13 protein-coding genes, 1 pseudogene and 1 riboswitch are annotated in these 16,926 nt (G+C 33.0%); of the genes and pseudogenes, 8 read left to right on the top strand and 6 right to left on the bottom strand.

Going from position 1 to position 16,926, the window contains the following annotated elements; translation table 11 throughout:
- The first annotated feature begins 95 nt into the window (after nt 1–95).
- Entirely contained in the window at nt 96–1,640 is a 1,545-nt protein-coding gene (adcA, locus tag PYW35_RS11240; RefSeq protein WP_103322176.1) for a zinc ABC transporter substrate-binding lipoprotein AdcA, read from the top strand.
- Between the two features lie 138 nt (nt 1,641–1,778).
- Nucleotides 1,779–2,516 (top strand): class I SAM-dependent DNA methyltransferase, encoded by a 738-nt coding sequence (locus PYW35_RS11235; protein ID WP_103322175.1) that lies wholly within the window; start codon nt 1,779–1,781, stop codon nt 2,514–2,516.
- A gap of 409 nt (nt 2,517–2,925) precedes the next feature.
- Here PYW35_RS11235 and phnE (PYW35_RS11230) read toward each other — a convergent pair whose 3' ends face one another.
- The 4 genes from phnE (PYW35_RS11230) to PYW35_RS11215 form a co-directional block, all read right to left on the bottom strand.
- Entirely contained in the window at nt 2,926–3,735 is an 810-nt protein-coding gene (phnE, locus tag PYW35_RS11230) for a phosphonate ABC transporter, permease protein PhnE (protein WP_103322174.1), read from the bottom strand.
- Nucleotides 3,732–4,529, bottom strand: coding sequence for a phosphonate ABC transporter, permease protein PhnE (phnE, locus tag PYW35_RS11225; RefSeq protein ID WP_016913047.1), 798 nt, complete (start codon nt 4,527–4,529; stop codon nt 3,732–3,734). Before phnE (PYW35_RS11225) ends, phnE (PYW35_RS11230) begins: the two co-directional genes overlap by 4 nt.
- Nucleotides 4,529–5,302 carry a phosphonate ABC transporter ATP-binding protein gene (gene phnC, locus PYW35_RS11220; RefSeq protein WP_103322173.1) on the bottom strand — a complete coding sequence of 258 codons (774 nt, stop codon included), beginning with the start codon at nt 5,300–5,302 and terminating at the stop codon, nt 4,529–4,531. The genes phnE (PYW35_RS11225) and phnC overlap by 1 nt, the downstream gene beginning before the upstream one ends.
- 83 nt (nt 5,303–5,385) lie before the next feature.
- The gene (locus tag PYW35_RS11215; RefSeq protein ID WP_169925667.1) at nt 5,386–6,342 is read right to left on the bottom strand and encodes a phosphate/phosphite/phosphonate ABC transporter substrate-binding protein; all 957 of its coding nucleotides are present in this window, start codon (nt 6,340–6,342) and stop codon (nt 5,386–5,388) included.
- A 221-nt stretch (nt 6,343–6,563) separates the two neighbouring features.
- Here PYW35_RS11215 and PYW35_RS11210 point away from each other — a divergent pair, with 221 nt between their 5' ends.
- Nucleotides 6,564–8,099: a DNA-binding protein gene (locus PYW35_RS11210; RefSeq protein ID WP_103322172.1), complete on the top strand. Its 1,536-nt coding sequence runs from the start codon at nt 6,564–6,566 to the stop codon at nt 8,097–8,099.
- A 916-nt stretch (nt 8,100–9,015) separates the two neighbouring features.
- On the opposite strand, the gene PYW35_RS11205 is transcribed toward PYW35_RS11210, so the two are convergent.
- Nucleotides 9,016–10,554 carry a bifunctional metallophosphatase/5'-nucleotidase gene (locus PYW35_RS11205; protein WP_103322171.1) on the bottom strand — a complete coding sequence of 513 codons (1,539 nt, stop codon included), beginning with the start codon at nt 10,552–10,554 and terminating at the stop codon, nt 9,016–9,018.
- Nucleotides 10,555–10,797: 243 nt separating this feature from the next.
- Here PYW35_RS11205 and PYW35_RS11200 point away from each other — a divergent pair, with 243 nt between their 5' ends.
- From PYW35_RS11200 to PYW35_RS11190, 3 genes are all read left to right on the top strand, one after another.
- Entirely contained in the window at nt 10,798–12,522 is a 1,725-nt protein-coding gene (locus PYW35_RS11200) for an ABC transporter ATP-binding protein (RefSeq protein WP_169925668.1), read from the top strand.
- Nucleotides 12,523–12,655: 133 nt separating this feature from the next.
- Nucleotides 12,656–13,036: an RrF2 family transcriptional regulator gene (locus PYW35_RS11195; protein WP_103322169.1), complete on the top strand. Its 381-nt coding sequence runs from the start codon at nt 12,656–12,658 to the stop codon at nt 13,034–13,036.
- 70 nt (nt 13,037–13,106) lie between these two features.
- On the top strand, nt 13,107–14,000 hold the full coding sequence (locus PYW35_RS11190) for an NAD(P)/FAD-dependent oxidoreductase (protein ID WP_103322168.1): 894 nt from the start codon (nt 13,107–13,109) through the stop codon (nt 13,998–14,000).
- 127 nt (nt 14,001–14,127) lie between these two features.
- Here the strand turns inward: PYW35_RS11190 and PYW35_RS11185 are convergent, their stop codons facing one another.
- Nucleotides 14,128–14,343 carry a hypothetical protein gene (locus PYW35_RS11185; protein ID WP_103322167.1) on the bottom strand — a complete coding sequence of 72 codons (216 nt, stop codon included), beginning with the start codon at nt 14,341–14,343 and terminating at the stop codon, nt 14,128–14,130.
- A 74-nt stretch (nt 14,344–14,417) separates the two neighbouring features.
- Nucleotides 14,418–14,517: riboswitch (SAM riboswitch) on the bottom strand.
- A 128-nt stretch (nt 14,518–14,645) separates the two neighbouring features.
- On the opposite strand from PYW35_RS11185, the gene PYW35_RS11180 reads away from it, so the two are divergent.
- The gene (locus PYW35_RS11180) at nt 14,646–15,305 is read left to right on the top strand and encodes a PepSY domain-containing protein (RefSeq protein WP_103322166.1); all 660 of its coding nucleotides are present in this window, start codon (nt 14,646–14,648) and stop codon (nt 15,303–15,305) included.
- 764 nt (nt 15,306–16,069) lie between these two features.
- Nucleotides 16,070–16,921, top strand: a pseudogene (gene efeO / locus PYW35_RS11175) (iron uptake system protein EfeO).
- Nucleotides 16,922–16,926: the final 5 nt, after the last annotated feature.

The following is a 16,926-nucleotide window of genomic DNA, read 5'->3' as shown; positions in this document are numbered from 1 at the left end:
TTTAATTTATTTGAAAATAAGGTCTTGTCTTTTATGCGATTAAAGTATATAATTTTAAATCGTAAACGTTACTATTTGTAAAAGGAGTGTACGAGATGAAAAAATGGATGGGGTTACTATCAATTGTCTTTGTTCTTTCTATTGTATTAGCAGCATGTAATCAATCGGACAGCAAAGATCATGATTCAGATAAATTAAAGGTTAAGACGACAGTTTATCCACTCAAATCTTTTATTGAACAGATTGGTGGTAAACATGTAGATGTTGAATCTATTTATCCAGCAGGAACAGATTTACATAGTTATGAACCAACGCAAAAAGATATTTTAAACGCGAGTAAAGCAGATTTATTTGTTTATACAGGTGACGATTTAGATGCCGTAGCAAAAAAAATAGCAGCAACTATTAAACAAGATGATAAAAAATTATCACTTCAAAATAGTATTGATCAAACAGAATTGTTAACAGATCAACATGAACATGAAGGTGAACATGAGCATGAAGGCCATGATCACGAACATGAAGGGCATCATCATGGTGGTTATGACCCACACGTTTGGTTAGATCCTAAACTGAACAAAGATATGATTAAAGGTATTAAAGACGAATTAATTAAAAAAGACCCTGATAACAAAGCATATTATGAGAAAAACTTTAAAAAGTTAAATAAAGATTTAACGGATATTGATGATGAGCTGAAAGATATAACGAAAGATCATCAAGGTCATACAGTATTTATCTCTCATGAATCTTTAGGCTACTTATCTCAACGTTACGGATTCGTTCAAAAAGGTGTTCAAAGTATGAATGCTGAAGATCCAACACAGAAAGAATTAACTGAAATTGTTAAAGAAATTAAAGATACAGATGCTAAATATATTCTTTATGAAAATAATATTTCATCTAAAATCACAGATACGATCAGAAAAGAAACAGATGCTAAACCATTATCATTTAGCAACATGGAATCTTTAACTAAAGAACAATCAGACAACAAAGACCTTTCTTATCAAACTTTAATGAAAGAAAATATTAAAAATATCGAAAAAGCATTAAATGATAAAATCAAAACTAAAGACAATAAATCCGAAGCAGCACACGATAAAGCAATTGAACAAGGATATTTTAAAGACGAACAAGTTAAAGATCGTAAGCTTTCAGATTACGAAGGAGACTGGCAATCTGTTTATCCATATTTAAAAGACGGTACGCTTGATGACGTGTTTGAACATAAAGCTGAAGAAGGCGATATGTCCGCTAAAGAATATAAAGCGTATTACGATAAAGGGTATAAAACAGATATAGAAAATATTAAAATAGATCAAAATAAAATGAGCTTCACTAAAAATGGTCATACGACAACTGGAGAATATGAATACGATGGATATGACATCCTTAAGTATGAAAAAGGAAATAGAGGCGTAAGATACACTTATAAATTAAAAGGTAAAGCAAGTGATGATTTACCGAAATATGTACAATTTAGCGATCACAATATTTATCCTAAAAAAGCAGTACATTTCCATATCTTTATAGGCAACGATAAAGATAAAGTATTAAAAGAATTAGATAATTGGCCAACATATTACCCTTCAAAACTCTCTAAAGATGAAGTGAAAGAAGAAATGTTAGCACATTAAAAATAACGCCTACCAAACGATGGTAGGCGTTATTTATTTTTGGGGCTTGTGTAGCTATATCATATTAAAAATATAGATATAAGTTTATCTTTTATGCTATTTATCTATATACTTAATACATAAAGGGGGGATATACTTATGACTAATATTTATGATGATCCGGAATTTTTTAAAGGTTATAAAAGTAAGAGAAACAATCCTTTAAGTTATAATGAGGTTGTTGAAATGCCTGAAATGAAAAGACTAATGCCTAATTTAGAAAACCAAAATATTCTTGATATAGGCTGTGGAATGGGGAATTTAATAAGTTATATTCTTACACATAACCCTAAACATATAACTGGTGTAGAACAATCTCAAAATATGATTAATGAAAGTCGCAAGAAATTTAAATCAATGCCAGTGACACTACATCACACAGAATTTATGGCATTTAATACAGAAGAAAAGTTTGATGTTATTGTGTCATCACTTGTATTTCATTATATAGAGGATTTTAGAAAATGTTGTCAAAAATTAAGCCAATTGCTAAATAATGGGGGCGTTATTTTATTTACTATGGAGCACCCTATACAAACAGCGACTATGGATCCAGAAGTAAAAAAACAAGATGAAAACGGTGTATATTTACGGATGGAAAATTATTTTGATGAATCAATACGATCTGCTAACTGGCTTGGTAAAAATGTAGTTAAATATCATCATACAATTGAGACTATTTTTAATAGTTTAATTGGTCACGGTCTGGAAATTGAATGTGTAAAGGACCTTGGACAATCAGAAGAAGTATTTAAATATTATGATGAAGACAAAATAAATAGTTTGAAACAATACCCTCCATTTCTGCTAGTTAAAGCAAGAAAAAAAGAGTTTTGAAATACAAAAATACTGAGATTTAAAAACGTCCTTCAAAGTGGACAGTAAGAAAAAAAAACTTTGAAGGGAGCATATCAAGATATCGTGCGATTTTGGTAAAATCTGGATAAAGCGCACGAAGACTCAGAAGATATTGTGCGATTATGGAAAAATATGGATAAAACGCACGAAGACTCAAAAGATATTGTGCGATTTTGGTAAAATCTGGATAAAATGCACAAAGACTCAAAAGATATCGTGCGATTCTGGTAAAATATGGGGAAAACGCACGAAGACTCAGAAGATATCGTGCGATTCGAGCGAAATCCAACCCAAATCGCACCAAAAACCCAAAAAATTCCAACTGCTGAGTCAGTTGGATTTTTCGTTATATAAGATAATGACTGAGTTAATAACAACAATGCTCAACTTAAACTAATTTCTTTCTTATTTTACCTGAAATGATATCTATCACTGCTACCATAATCACTAACCCAATGAGTATGATACCTACGCGATCCCATGTTCTTGTTTGTAGTGCAAATATTAATGGTGTTCCGATACCACCTGCTCCGATTAAGCCTAAAATGGATGCTGATCTCAAGTTGAGCTCGAATCGATACAATACTAACGAAATATAGGATGGTAAGATTTGAGGAACTACTGCAAACATTAATGTTTTAATGGAGTTTGCACCACTGGCTACTAATGATTCAGTAGGACTTAAATCTAAATTTTCGAGGTCTTCTGCAAATAATTTACCCATCATACCGATTGAGTGAATTCCTAATGCGAGCACACCTGAAAATGATCCTGGTCCGACTGCTTTTATAAAAATAATTGCCATAACGATTTCTGGGAATACACGGATGACGCTTAAAATAAATTTACTTGTGCTGGAAACGGCTTTGGATTTGACCATGTTTTTTGCAGCTATAAAAGCTAATGGTATACAGAATATTGCTGATAAAAATGTACTAATTACTGCGATTGCGAATGTTTCTAAAAGTCCGCGTAATAAATCCTCGCCTTCAGGTATGTATACATAAGACCAATCTGGATGGATCAAGCCATCTAAAATTGAACGCATAATTGTTCCGGATTGCTCTTTAATTTCAAATGCAGGGATACCTAAGAATGCCCAAATTAATAGGATTAAGACGATAATGGATGATAACCAGCGATATAATATATTGTTTTTTTGAGTAGGGGACTGAAGTCGATTTGTTTTGTTTGTCATACGAGTTTCTCCCTCACTTTCGTGCTAATGATATCTATAATGACTACGATAATAAGCGTTACGAGAATGATTGTGAATGTCTTTTGATATTGGAATAAACCTAATGTTTGATCGTAATACAAACCAATACCACCGGCACCAACTAAACCAAGTACGGCTGCTGCTCGTATGTTGATTTCAAATGCGTATAATACATAAGACATATATGGTGCGATTGCTTGTGGGATAACAGCATATGTAATCCATTTGAGCTTGTTTGCACCTACTGCTGTCATCGCTTCTAAAGGACCGTCATCAATACTTTCTAAAGACTCATACATCAGTTTAGAAATAATGCTGATAGATAAAATGATAATGGCTAAAATACCTGGAATTTGACCAATACCAAAAATAGCTACAAAGACGGCTGCCAATAATAAATCAGGGATTGTTCTCACAATGTTTAAAATAAATCGACATGGAACAGAGATCCAGGTTGATTTGATAACATTGTTGGCACATAGCATAGAAATAGGAATGGATATGATCGCCCCGATGAAAGTACCGACAATGGCCATACGAATTGTGTCTAACATTGGCTTTGTAATATTTGATAAATAACTTATATCTGGTGGAAACATGTTTTTAAAGAGTTCCAGCATTTGAGGAATGCCATACATTAAGTCACCTAAGCTAAATTTCGTATATAAAAAGCTCCATATAACTAAAACGGCTACTATTACTATTGCAAATAAGTGTTTTAGGGAAGATTTACGTTCCAAATAAGGTTCTAAATGATCTTGTTCCTTATCCATTATTTCACCCCTAACTTTTCATCACTTTTAATATGACGTCCGTATATTTCTGCGAATGTGTCGTCGTTTGCTTCAGAAGTAGGGCCGTCAAACACTAATTCTCCAGCACGTAATCCGATTATGCGAGAACCGTATTCACGGGCTAAATCCACAAAATGTAGATTTATAATAATCGTGATACCAAGCTCTTCATTGATGCGCTTTAAATCGTCCATAACTTGTTTAGTAGTGAGTGGATCCAATGAAGCAACTGGTTCATCAGCGAGTATAATAGATGTTTCTTGGCAAAGGGCACGTGCAATAGAAATTCTTTGTTGCTGACCGCCAGATAATTCATCTGATCGACTAAAAGCTTTTTCTAAAATGTTGACTCTATCTAATGCTTCTAATGCTTTACGCTTATCCTCTTTAGGAAACATGCTAAGTACCATTTTCCAAGTGGGGTGATAGCCTACGCGACCACTTAGCACATTTCTAATTACAGAAGAACGTTTCACTAAATTGAAATGTTGGAAAATCATGCCGATATTACGTCTCATCGCCAATAAATTTTTACCAGTAGCTTTCGTAATAGATTTACCTTCGATGATGATTTCTCCATCTGTAATATCATGAAGTCGATTGATTGATCGAAGGAGGGTGGATTTACCTGCACCAGACAAACCTACAATGACTGCAAAATCGCCTTTTTCTATATTTAAATTAATGTTATCGAGGCCTTTATGCCCATTTTTATATACTTTTGTAACGTTTTTAAATTCTATTTGACTCATACGAATCACCTTTCATGTAAATAAAGAGCCCAACTCGCTAAATAGGAGCTGAGCCTTTATATTAGAATATTTATGCTTAAATCTTATTTTTCGTTATCATTAACTTTTTTACCGTAGTCACGCACGATATCAAATTTAGAGTCTTTACTATCTACGTAACCTTCATGGCTATAAACTTCACTTACAATATCATGGCCTTTGTCTGTTTTTGCGATATCTTTAAATGCTTTGTTTAATTTATCGCGCCATTTGTTATCCATATCACTGCGAACTGAGATCGTGTCATTTGGAATAGGTTCTGTTAATTTAACAATTTCAGTATCTTTAAATACGTTAGGTTGGTCTTTCTTTAAAATGTTTCGTGCATCTTGGAATGTAACGGCTACGTCAACATCTCCATTTAATAATGCGATAATTGCTTGGTCATGACCTTTCATATTGGTAATATCCATATCATTCATTGGGTCAATACCTGCATCTATTAATTCAGCTACAGGATACGTGTAACCAGCAGTTGATGAAACATCTTGTAATGCTATTTTCTTACCTTTCATATCTTTTAAAGATTTAATGCCTGATCCTTTTTTCACAATGAATTGTGATTTATACTCATCGACTAATTCATCGCTGTTTGAACCATCTTTTTTAACGCCGTAACGTTGTGCTTGTAATAACACATCCGCTGCTTTTTGATCATGCGCTAAAGTATATGCTGTTGGCGGTAAAAACCCTACATCTACCTTTTTAGATTTCATGGCTTCTACAATAGTATTGTAATTTGTTGATACAGATACTTTGACTGGAATACCCAATTCATCTGATAGTAACTTCTCTAATGGTTTCGCTTTAGCTTCTAACGTATCTGCATTTTGAGAAGGTACGAATTGTACTGTTAATTCTTTAGGCTTGTAGTCTCCACCTTTTTTGTTACCCGATGTCTTTGATTCGATGCTAGATTCCCCATTGCCGCATGCTGCTAATACAAAAATTGCGCCTAGTAAAAAGATGAATAGGCGACTCACATACTTCTTTTCCCTCATAAAATTCCGCCTCCGAATATGTATTCTAATGTCCTACATATGAAATGCTATCATACTAAAAATACATATTTTGTTTGAAATTGGTAAACTATGTAAAAGTTCTGTTATGTATATGAAGTACAATAAAGTTATATGTATTTTGATGTAAAATATAGTTAATTTTCATTTATTTTAATTTTTTTAAACTAAAATGGAATTATCAAAGATAAAGGAGTGTCACAATGTCTTATTTTAAAAAGTTAGCTTTAATCGGTATGGTTTCTATTGCAACATTATCAACTGAAGTCGCGTATGCGGGTGAAGCGCCAGTTATTGGTGATAATAGTAATGGGCAAGTTCTAGTAGATAATACGCACGGGCAAACTGCTGGAGCTGCTGATTGGGTGATAGATGGTGCATTTTCAGATTATGCCAATTCAATTGCTAATCAAGGTTACCAAGTTAAAGAATTACGAGATCAATCAGGTATTACAGCGGATAGTTTAATCGAGACGTCTATACTTGTCATACCTGAAGCAAACATTCCATTTAAATCAACTGAACAGCAAGCCATTTTAGATTACGTTAAAAATGGAGGAAGTGTCATATTCATTTCCGATCATTATAATGCAGACCGTAACTATAACAGAATTGATTCATCTGAAATCATGAACGGTTACAGACGAGGCGCGTATGATGACATAACTAAAAATATGACTGAAGCTGAAAAAAATTCAGAAGCGATGCAAGGCGTTACTAATTCTGACTGGTTATCAGAAAATTTTGGTGTAAGATTTAGATATAATGCATTAAATAACGTTAAAGCAACGGATATCGTGCAAGGTGAAGAAGGATTAGGTCTTGGCGAAGGTGTTCAATCCGTATCGATGCATGCAGGTTCAACATTAGCGGTTACCAATCCTAAAATTGCAAAAGGTATCGCATACTTACCAGATAATTTAACGGAAGCAGATAAATGGGGTCATGCGGTAGATCAAGGTGTATATAATGGTGGCGGTAAAGAAGAAGGAGCATACATAGCTGTTTCTAAAGTAGGTAAAGGTAAAGCAGCATTTATAGGGGATTCTTCAATGGTTGAAGATATTACACCTAAATATAAAAGAGAAGATAATGGTAGTACAAAGAAAACATATGACGGATTTAAAGAAGAAGATAATGGTAAGTTACTTAATAATTTAACAACTTGGTTAGGTAAAAAAGAAGATTATACAACATTTGAAGCATTAGGCATTACATTAGATCAAGAAACGACATTACTAGACTCAGAAATACCAGAGAACAGTAAAGAAACACAAGCTGAACCATGGTCTCAACCGAAAGACGGTTACGAATGGTTTAATAGTGAAACCTTTGCACCGGGAAGTTATGGAGGCCCAGAAAATGCTGGTGGTGACGATGATAACCCGGGAAATAATCAAGGTACAGCTACTTTAGAGTATCCTGAGTCAGTAGTAAGCGGTGAAACTTTCAAAGTGACAACAACATTAAATGGGTACGATATTAATAGTACAATTAATGATTTGAAGCTAGGAATGTATACTGAAGGTGGTCAACAAATAGGTAAGATTAGTCTAGACGGACAACAAGCGAGTAATTATGGTTATAGTCAGCCAACAGCAGTCAAAACTGATGGTGAAGGCAATGCTCAAGTTACATTCACAGTTGAAGTTAAAGAGGGCGTATCTGGAAACGCTAACATTAGGTTGAAACAAGGCAGTACAAATGTAGTGACAAAACCAGTAACAGTTCAACCATAAGTGATGGGGTTTGTGAAGAGATTGGGATTGTAGTGGGGCCGGGGGTCTGGATTGGGGTCTGAATGTTGCAAGTTTGGTGAGTCTTGCAACATAGATCATGTATTTAAAAGAAAAAAATGAAAAATGGTAGCTCCTAGAGCTACCATTTCAGATCGTGGACAAACCAAGCGTATTCAAACGTTTGGTTTGTTTTTTTGTCTTTTTTACATGTTTCATTCAAATATTTTACTAAAAAAGTTCAACTTTTTGGGTTCAGTACAGACATTGCTCAAGTCGTGAGTTAAGTCCAGAGTAAATCCAAGACATAGCCTATGTCGTGAGTTTATTCCGGAGTTAATCCAAAACATAGGCGAAGTCGTGAGTTAAGTCCAAAGTTAATCCAAGAAATTGCCCAAGTCGTGAGTTAAGTCCAGAGTTAATCCAAGAAATTGCCTAAGTCATGAGTTAAGTCCAAAGTTAATCCAAGAAAAAGCCGAAGTCGTGAGTTAAGTCCAGAGTTAATCCAAGAGATAGTCGAAGTCGTGAGTTAAGTCCAAAGTTAATCCAAGAAATTGCCCAAGTCGTGAGTTAAGTCCAGAGTTAATCCAAGAAATTGCCCAAGTCGTGAGTTAAGTCCAGAGTTAATCCAAGAAAATGCTCAAGTCGTGAGTTAATTCCGGAGTTAATCCAAGAAATTGCCTAAGTCGTGAGTTAAGTCCGAAGTTAATCCAAGACATCGCCCAAGTCGTGAGTTAAGTATTGAGTTAATCCAAGACATCGCCGAAGTCGTGAGTTAAGTCCGAAGTAAATCCAAGACATCGCCCAAGTCGTGAGTTAATTCCAGAGTTAATCCAAGACATTTTTGTACATACTTAGATTGTCGTTTTTGTACATATTTAAATTAGCATTTATACCAAGACATTGACCAATTCCTGAGTTAATACACCACTTCAAAATCCAAAACATTTGGTATGGATTCAACCGAGTGATTTTGTAAATATTGAATGATTAATGCTGCACCTTCTTGTTGTATTTCTTTTACAATTTGATTGGCATTAAACATATGGTAACCGCCGCCACCAACAGATCTATAGTTGTTGATGACTATTTTGTATGTTGATTTTATATCTAAAGGTTTACCTTTAACTAAAATGTTTTGAGCGCGTTCTCCTATAGGTTGTCTAATATTTAATGTATAAGATAACCCGCCAAACATATCGTAGTTGAAGTGTTGTGGTTTTGGTTCTAGAAATGCTGGGTTAACGGTCAGTTCATTATTTGAAATCTCGAAATATGATGCAGAGCGTTCTAAAGCTAGCTTTAAATCGTACCCAGTTACTTCAAGTACATTGAATGTGTTTGGGAACGGATAATTGTTTATAATATCTCTCATTGTGACGGCATTTCCGAAACCTGTTGCCGAATCAAATAAAGCTGTTGCTGAAATATCTGCGCCGCTTGCTTCCATCTGTACATAATTTAATAAATTGATTAAAGGATGTGGTTTCGTCCTTGCTGTAAAATGATCTTCAACATACATTGGAGTTGAAAAATGGGTGATGTTTTGGTCTAACCATTCATTAACTTCATCATTTATTTTTAATACTTTATCTTCAACATTAATGCTAGGTTCTTCCTCTTTAACATATAAAATTTCACTATGAGATGAGGAAATTTGATGTGTTGTTTCGTCGATTGTTAAAGTGATTTTGCCGAGACAATCTCCTTTTGAACCTGGTTGTATAATTTCGGTTTGGTTTATTTTTTCAGCAATTTCGCGGTGTTGATGGCCAGTAATTAAGACATCTATTCCTTCTACTTCATTAAGTAAATCATAACCTTCATTCTCTCCAGTGATTAATTCAGTTGGTTCGCCAGTTTGAATGTCTTTCTCAAATCCGCCGTGATAGCATACAACAACTATATCCGATAGATCTCGAACTTCTTGTATGAGTTTAGACGCTGTTTCCTTAGCTGGTTGAAAAGATAATGCTTCGATTGTTTCGGGTTTTTCCCAATTAGGTATGTATTGCGTCGTTAACCCTATAACGCCAATTGTTATATCGCTTTTATCAATATAAATAACGTCATGACCTGTAAATGGTTGGTTATCTTTTAAAATATTTGCGGATAAAACAGGGAAATTAAATGAATTGAGCGTGTCATACAAATAAGGTAAACCATAATTAAATTCATGATTGCCAATTACAGCAAAATCAAAGCCGACTTTGTTATATATATCACTTAAATCTTTACTTGAATGCAATTGAGAATATAAATATGAACATAGCGGCGAACCTTGTAAAAAGTCGCCATTATCCATCACAATTACATGTTCATGCTTGTTTTTAATATTATCTATCATGGTTTTTATTTTTAATAGACCTTTCGGTAAATCTTGATGAGATGCTTGATAATCTGTTGGAAAGATATAACCATGGATATCACTAACTGTTAGTATTACGACTTCTTTCATTTTTAATGCCTCCAATTTTGGATATTACCTCCATTATATCGATTAAATGTCATCGTATTATGAATGTCATACTAAGAAACTGTAAAAATAAGATAAGTGAAGAATTTCTGAATTGATAAAGGTTGCCTAATTAACCATTTATTTCGGTTACAAAAATAATTTTTTGCGATTTACTAAATGTTGAAGTATTAATTTTTTTCTATAGTATAATGTTATTTAGTCGAAATTTTACATAGGAGGTAAATTATGAAGGTGTTCTTCCAATATTATAAACCCTATAAAGGATTGTTTTTCTTAGATTTTGGTTCTGCTGTCTTAGTAGGTATTCTTGAATTAGCTTTTCCGCTAGTTACGAGTATATTTATTGATCAGTTGTTGCCAACTAAGAATTGGAGTTGGATTGTCATTTTTGTATTTCTGTTATTATTCATATACGCTGTTGAATCTGTCTTAAAATTCATAGTGACGTATTGGGGGCATAAACTGGGGACTAATATTGAAAGAGATATTCGTAATGAACTTTATGAACATATTCAAAAAATGAATTTTGGTTTCTTTGATAACCAAAAATCTGGTAAAATCATTGGTCGCTTAACAAATGATTTAATGGATATAGGTGAAGTAGCACATCATGGACCAGAAGATGTCTTTGTTGCGATTATGACACTGGTAGGCTCGTTTATTATTATGCTTACAATAGATGTGAAACTTGCGCTCATTACTTTCTGTGTAGTGCCAATAATTTTTGTGTTAACGATATACTTTAATCAAAAAATGTCTGGTGCTTTTAAAAATTTATTTAGTAATGTTTCAAGGTTTAATGAATTAATAGCTGATAATGTTGGTGGAATGAGACTTGTACAAGCTTTCACGAATGAAGGACATGAATTAGCAAGATTTAAAAAAGTAAATGATAATTTCAGAGAGACTAAGTTAAAAGCTTACTCATATATGTCTTGGAACTTATCTATTAGTCATATTGCTCAAAAATTAACATTAATTTTCGTTTTAATTTTAGGAAGTTACTTTGTATTAAATGATTCCTTAACATACGGTGGTTTTGTGGCATTTATTATGATTACGAATTTATTATTTAAACCTTTAGAGTCGATTAATATGGTTATTGAATTATTCCCTAAAGGTATAGCAGGTTTCAAAAATTTTAAAGAAATTGTGAATATGGATCCTGAAATTAAAGATGATGAAGATGCCATCGAGTTTATAGAGGAACCTGATACTATCGAATATGAAAATGTATCTTTCAAGTATTCTGATAAGTTAATTTTAAATCAGTTATCCATTAAAATTGAGCAAGGCGAAAAAGTAGCATTAGTAGGACCAAGCGGGGGAGGTAAAACAACGATTTGTTCGTTATTACCAAGGTTCTATGACCCGTTACAAGGAAAAATTAAAATTAATGATAAAGATATTAAATCTTATACATTAGAATCATTAAGAAAACAAATTGGTGTTGTTCAACAAGATGTATTTCTGTTCGGTGGAACATTAAGAGATAACATCATTTATGGTAACTTGGACGCAACTGAACAAGAAGTTCATTATGCAGTCGATCAAGCGCAGTTAAGAACTTTTGTAGATGAATTACCGGAAGGATTAGATACTGTCGTAGGGGAACGCGGTACAAAATTATCAGGTGGACAAAAGCAGCGTATTTCAATTGCGAGAATGTTCTTGAAGAATCCACCAATTATTATTCTAGATGAAGCGACGAGTGCATTAGATGTTGAAACTGAAAATAAAATTCAATCAGCATTTAAAAACTTATCACAAGGAAGAACATCACTGATCATTGCGCACAGATTAAGTACGATTAGACATGTCGATCGAATTGTATATGTCGAAAAGGGTCAAATTCAAGAAATGGGTAGCCATGATGAATTGATGAATAAAGGTGGCAAATATAAAGATTTATATATGTCACAGTTTGAACAAATCGATGAATTTTAAATAATAAGTGGGACAGTAATCTAATTTTAAAAAAGATTCTGTCCTACTTTTTTGCCTTTTTAAACAAAAGAATAGACAAAATTTAAATAAGTGCTATTATAGAGTTGTAATATCTATGATTAAGAGGTGTCGTATGAAAATTTCAAAAGGTACAGACTATGGTCTACATGCATTGGCATATTTAATTGCTAAAAGAGAGCAACAACCGATCAATGTTAAAAGTTTATCTGAAGTATTAAATATATCTGTAACATATTTATCTAAAATATTAACGCAATTAGTAAAAGCAGGCGTTATTAAATCAGCATCTGGTGCTAAAGGTGGCTATTATTTAGTGAATAATTGGGAACAAATTTCTGTTTACGATATTATAACAGCGATTGATGGACATCAAAGCACACTTGAAGATAGCTTTAACCACGGCCCTGAATGTAAAATTCAATCTATTTTATTATCAGCAGAAGATGAAATGACGAATGCTCTAAAAAATAAAACTTTAAAAGATTTAATGTAAGTTAAATCTTTTTTTAAACTAATCGTAGATATTATAACTCTATAATAGATGAGAAAAGGTGGCGTATAAAATGTTTGATTGTATCGTAATAGGTGGAGGTCCAGCAGGATTGGCAAGTGCTTTAACTTTAGGAAGAGCATTGAAGAAAACGTTAGTCATAGATAATAATAATGCCAGAAATAAAGTGACACAAAAATCACATGCATTTTTAACACAAGATGGTGTAACGCCAGAAGAATTAAGAGCAAAAGCAGAACATGATGTAGATCAATACGAAGATGTTACACGTGTGAATGATACTGTGGCAAACATTATTAAAGAAAATAATCACTTTATAGTTGAAACAAAGCAGGGAAAATATATAGCAAAAAAAGTTATGATTTGTACTGGATTGAGAGAAACATTACCGGAAATTAAAGGATTAAAAGAGAGTTATGGGAAGTCAGTGTTTTATTGTCCATGGTGTGACGGCTATGAATTAAGAAATAAACCATTGCTCGTTGCAGTCCAACCGGGACAAGTGAAACATATGGCCGTACTTATAAGTAACTGGTCAGATGATATCGTCATAAGTAGTCGTGATTTATCATTGTTAACTGCTGAAGATAAAGCATATATGGACAAAAAGAACATACAATTAATAGAAAGTGAAGTAACTGAATTTAAGCACATAGATGGTGTAATTAATGAAGTTTTATTTGAAAATGGCACACACATTTCAAGAAGCGGTGCGATAATTGGCGTTAAATGGGATACAGAATTTGAATTTTTAAGTGGGTTAAACATAGAAAGAGATGAAAATGGAAAAATTAAAATACAACAACTAGGAGAAACTTCAGTACCCGGTTTATTTGTAGCTGGTGAAACTAAAGATCTCATGGCATCACAGTTAATAGATGCAGCAGCAAACGGTAATCAAATCGCGAAATTTGTAGCAATGCAAATTATTATGGAATCAGAGTGAAATGGTGACTAGCCTTAAAAAAGTATGATGTTGCTGTTGCTAATATAATTTGAGGCTGAGACAAATGATTGTCTCAGCCTCTTAGCAAGTCACCTTATTTATAAAGTGTGGTTTCTTTATTTAGTGATTATTTTTTAGTAATACTAATATTAATTTCTAAGTTATCAAATTGAAACTTATGCTGATTGGATTCATTGAGAAAATGTTCTTCTGTTTCAATTCTGCCTAATTCTGACATGAGTTGATTTTTTTGAGCTGTTTTCAACATTGAACCTGAATAACTTTTTGCCGGATGTGCTTTTAACTCTGCTAATTCTGATAAAATATCTTCTCTTGTTCTCATATTTATTGCCTCCTAAAGTTTTAGTTACAATAAAACAGCTCATCTTAAGATTAAGAAGAGCTGTTTAGAGAATCTTCTTATCTTTCAAGTTACACTTGTTGGATTTAGCACAGTACACACGCCTGTTGCTGAGGTTTCATCGGGCCAATTCCCTCCGCCTACTCTTAATAAGACTTACGAGCTATTTTATTGTTCTTTTATAATAACGAATAATTTCAATTTTGTCTAATTTTATAATGAAATGTTTGAAAAATTTAGGAATGTCTATATATTAAGAGAATGTAAAGTTGAGGAGGAATATTATGAAATTTAAAATATTTTCACTTTTATTAGCGTCAGGACTTATTTTAGCAGCGTGTGGTAATGATGATAGCGATGATAAAAAAGACAATAAAGGCGCAGAAAAAACTGAACAAAAAACACAAGATGACAACAAAGATGATATGGATGACAGCAATAACGATAAAGATTCAAATGATGATCAAACTAGCGATGATCAAAATGCAAATAAATCGACAACTAATACTGTGAAATGGAATGACGTTAAAGTCTTTCCGGAAGAAGCAGTAAAAGAAGCTCAAAATGAAGCAAAAGGTGAATTGAAAGATTTATCTTTTGAAAAAGAAGCAGGAGACTGGAGCTACAAAGTAGAATTAGTAGATGGTAGTAATGAGAACAAAGTGCTGATTAATGCAGATGATAAATCCGTTGCTAACGTAGAAAATGAAACAGAAGATGACGATGATAATGATCAAACGTTTAAATTGTCTGATGTAGCAAAATTTGAAGACGTATTAAAAGTAGCCCAAGATAAAGCAAAAGGTGACTTAAAAGAATGGTCACTAAGTGAAGATGATGGCAAACTCGTTTATTCTATTGATTTGAAAGAAGGAAATAAAGATACTACAGAATTTAAGATTGATGCTAAATCAAAAGAAATACTTGAACAAGAACAAGACTAAATTGTTATATAAGAGCGCAAATTCTTTCAAGAAAAGAATTTGCGTTTTTTTTATGATGTTTTTTGAGACTTCGTGCGATTTGGCCATATTTTAAAACATACAGTCTTTCTATGTTGCTTGTTTGGTCAGTCTTGCAACATTCAGTGCTTTTATGTTGCTTGTTTGGCTAGTCTTGCAACATTCAAGCCTTCTATGTTGCTTGTTTGGTAAGTCTTGCAACATTCAAGCCTTCTATGTTGCTTGTTTGGTAAGTCTTGCAACATTCAAGCCTTCTATGTTGCTTGTTTGATAAGTCTTGCAACATACAGGCGTTCTATGTTGCTTGTTTGGTAAGTCTTGCAACATAGAGCATGTACTTAAAAGAAAAAAAGAAAAAATATTATAGAAATGAATATTTCTCCACGATTTTGCAAAGTGCTGACGCCCGGGGGAATAGTATGCGTGAGAGACTACAGGCTCGAGCCATACCCCCAGGCAAGCATGCACTTTCAAAATCGTAAGATTTTAATATAAAAAGAGCTATTTATCTCTCAGATTTTTTTGAGTCTCATCAAGAACAAAATATACATACATTTCCAAGTGATTATCATTATCAATTAAGAGTAACAAGACATTTTACAAAATAAAATAGTCAATTAACACCTTATCTAAGCCTTATATTTTATGTTTTTTTAAAATTCTATAATTTTTTTATTGACTATTACGCATTATAGGAATAAATTAAAGATGATAATGATAATCAATTAGATAGGAAGTGTGTATTAATGAAGAAGTTAATGACAACATTTTTAGCGAGTGCTTTAATTTTAACAGCATGTGGCAACAATGCTGACAAAAAGGCATCTGATGACAAAAAAGAGACGAAAGAAACAACAAAAGTTGATTTTTCTAAAGAAACTAAAGCATATAAAGCATTCACTGCTGAACAGCTAGACAAATTCTTAACAGATACTGAGAAATTTGTTGATGCAGTGAAAGCTAATGATATAGAGAAAGCTAAAGAAATTTATCCTAAAGCACGTATGTATTATGAAAGATCAGAACCTGTAGCTGAAAGTTTTGGAGACTTAGATCCGAAAATTGATGCGCGTTTAGCTGATATGAAAGAAGAAAATAAAGAAAAAGAATGGTCTGGTTATCATAAAATTGAAAAAGCATTATGGGAAGACAATACGACTGAAAATATGGAACCTGTAGCTGATCAATTATTAAAGGATGCTAAAGAATGAAGAGCTAAAGTTGATACTGTCGATGTAACACCTAAATTAATGTTACAAGGTTCAATTGATTTATTAAATGAAGTATCAAGCTCAAAAATAACAGGTGAAGAAGAAATTTATTCTCATACTGACTTATATGATTTCAAAGCAAACATTGAAGGGGCAGAAAAAATATTCGAAATCTTTAAAGACAAAGTTTCTGATAAAGATAAAAAGCTTGCTCAGACTACTCAAGAAAGATTTGATAATGTGAACAAACTATTAGCACAACATGAAACTCAAAATGGTGGATATGAAGATTATACAAAATTATCTAAAGATGAAACGAAAAAACTTTCAGAAGCTGTTGATAAATTAGGTGAATCATTAAGTCAAATGGCAGTTATTACGGAGTGATTAAG

Origin of the sequence: Mammaliicoccus vitulinus, assembly GCF_029024305.1 — a bacterium.
GTDB lineage: Bacteria > Bacillota > Bacilli > Staphylococcales > Staphylococcaceae > Mammaliicoccus > Mammaliicoccus vitulinus.
This window is presented reverse-complemented; position numbering and strand designations above follow the sequence as displayed.

Coding starts and splice junctions, on each gene's coding strand:
- adcA (WP_103322176.1), top strand. CDS start 96: ATGAAAAAATGGATGGGGTTACTATCAATTGTCTTTGTTCTTTCTATT.
- PYW35_RS11235 (WP_103322175.1), top strand. CDS start 1,779: ATGACTAATATTTATGATGATCCGGAATTTTTTAAAGGTTATAAAAGT.
- phnE (WP_103322174.1), bottom strand. CDS start 3,735: ATGACAAACAAAACAAATCGACTTCAGTCCCCTACTCAAAAAAACAAT.
- phnE (WP_016913047.1), bottom strand. CDS start 4,529: ATGGATAAGGAACAAGATCATTTAGAACCTTATTTGGAACGTAAATCT.
- phnC (WP_103322173.1), bottom strand. CDS start 5,302: ATGAGTCAAATAGAATTTAAAAACGTTACAAAAGTATATAAAAATGGG.
- PYW35_RS11215 (WP_169925667.1), bottom strand. CDS start 6,342: ATGAGGGAAAAGAAGTATGTGAGTCGCCTATTCATCTTTTTACTAGGC.
- PYW35_RS11210 (WP_103322172.1), top strand. CDS start 6,564: ATGTCTTATTTTAAAAAGTTAGCTTTAATCGGTATGGTTTCTATTGCA.
- PYW35_RS11205 (WP_103322171.1), bottom strand. CDS start 10,554: ATGAAAGAAGTCGTAATACTAACAGTTAGTGATATCCATGGTTATATC.
- PYW35_RS11195 (WP_103322169.1), top strand. CDS start 12,656: ATGAAAATTTCAAAAGGTACAGACTATGGTCTACATGCATTGGCATAT.
- PYW35_RS11190 (WP_103322168.1), top strand. CDS start 13,107: ATGTTTGATTGTATCGTAATAGGTGGAGGTCCAGCAGGATTGGCAAGT.
- PYW35_RS11185 (WP_103322167.1), bottom strand. CDS start 14,343: ATGAGAACAAGAGAAGATATTTTATCAGAATTAGCAGAGTTAAAAGCA.
- PYW35_RS11180 (WP_103322166.1), top strand. CDS start 14,646: ATGAAATTTAAAATATTTTCACTTTTATTAGCGTCAGGACTTATTTTA.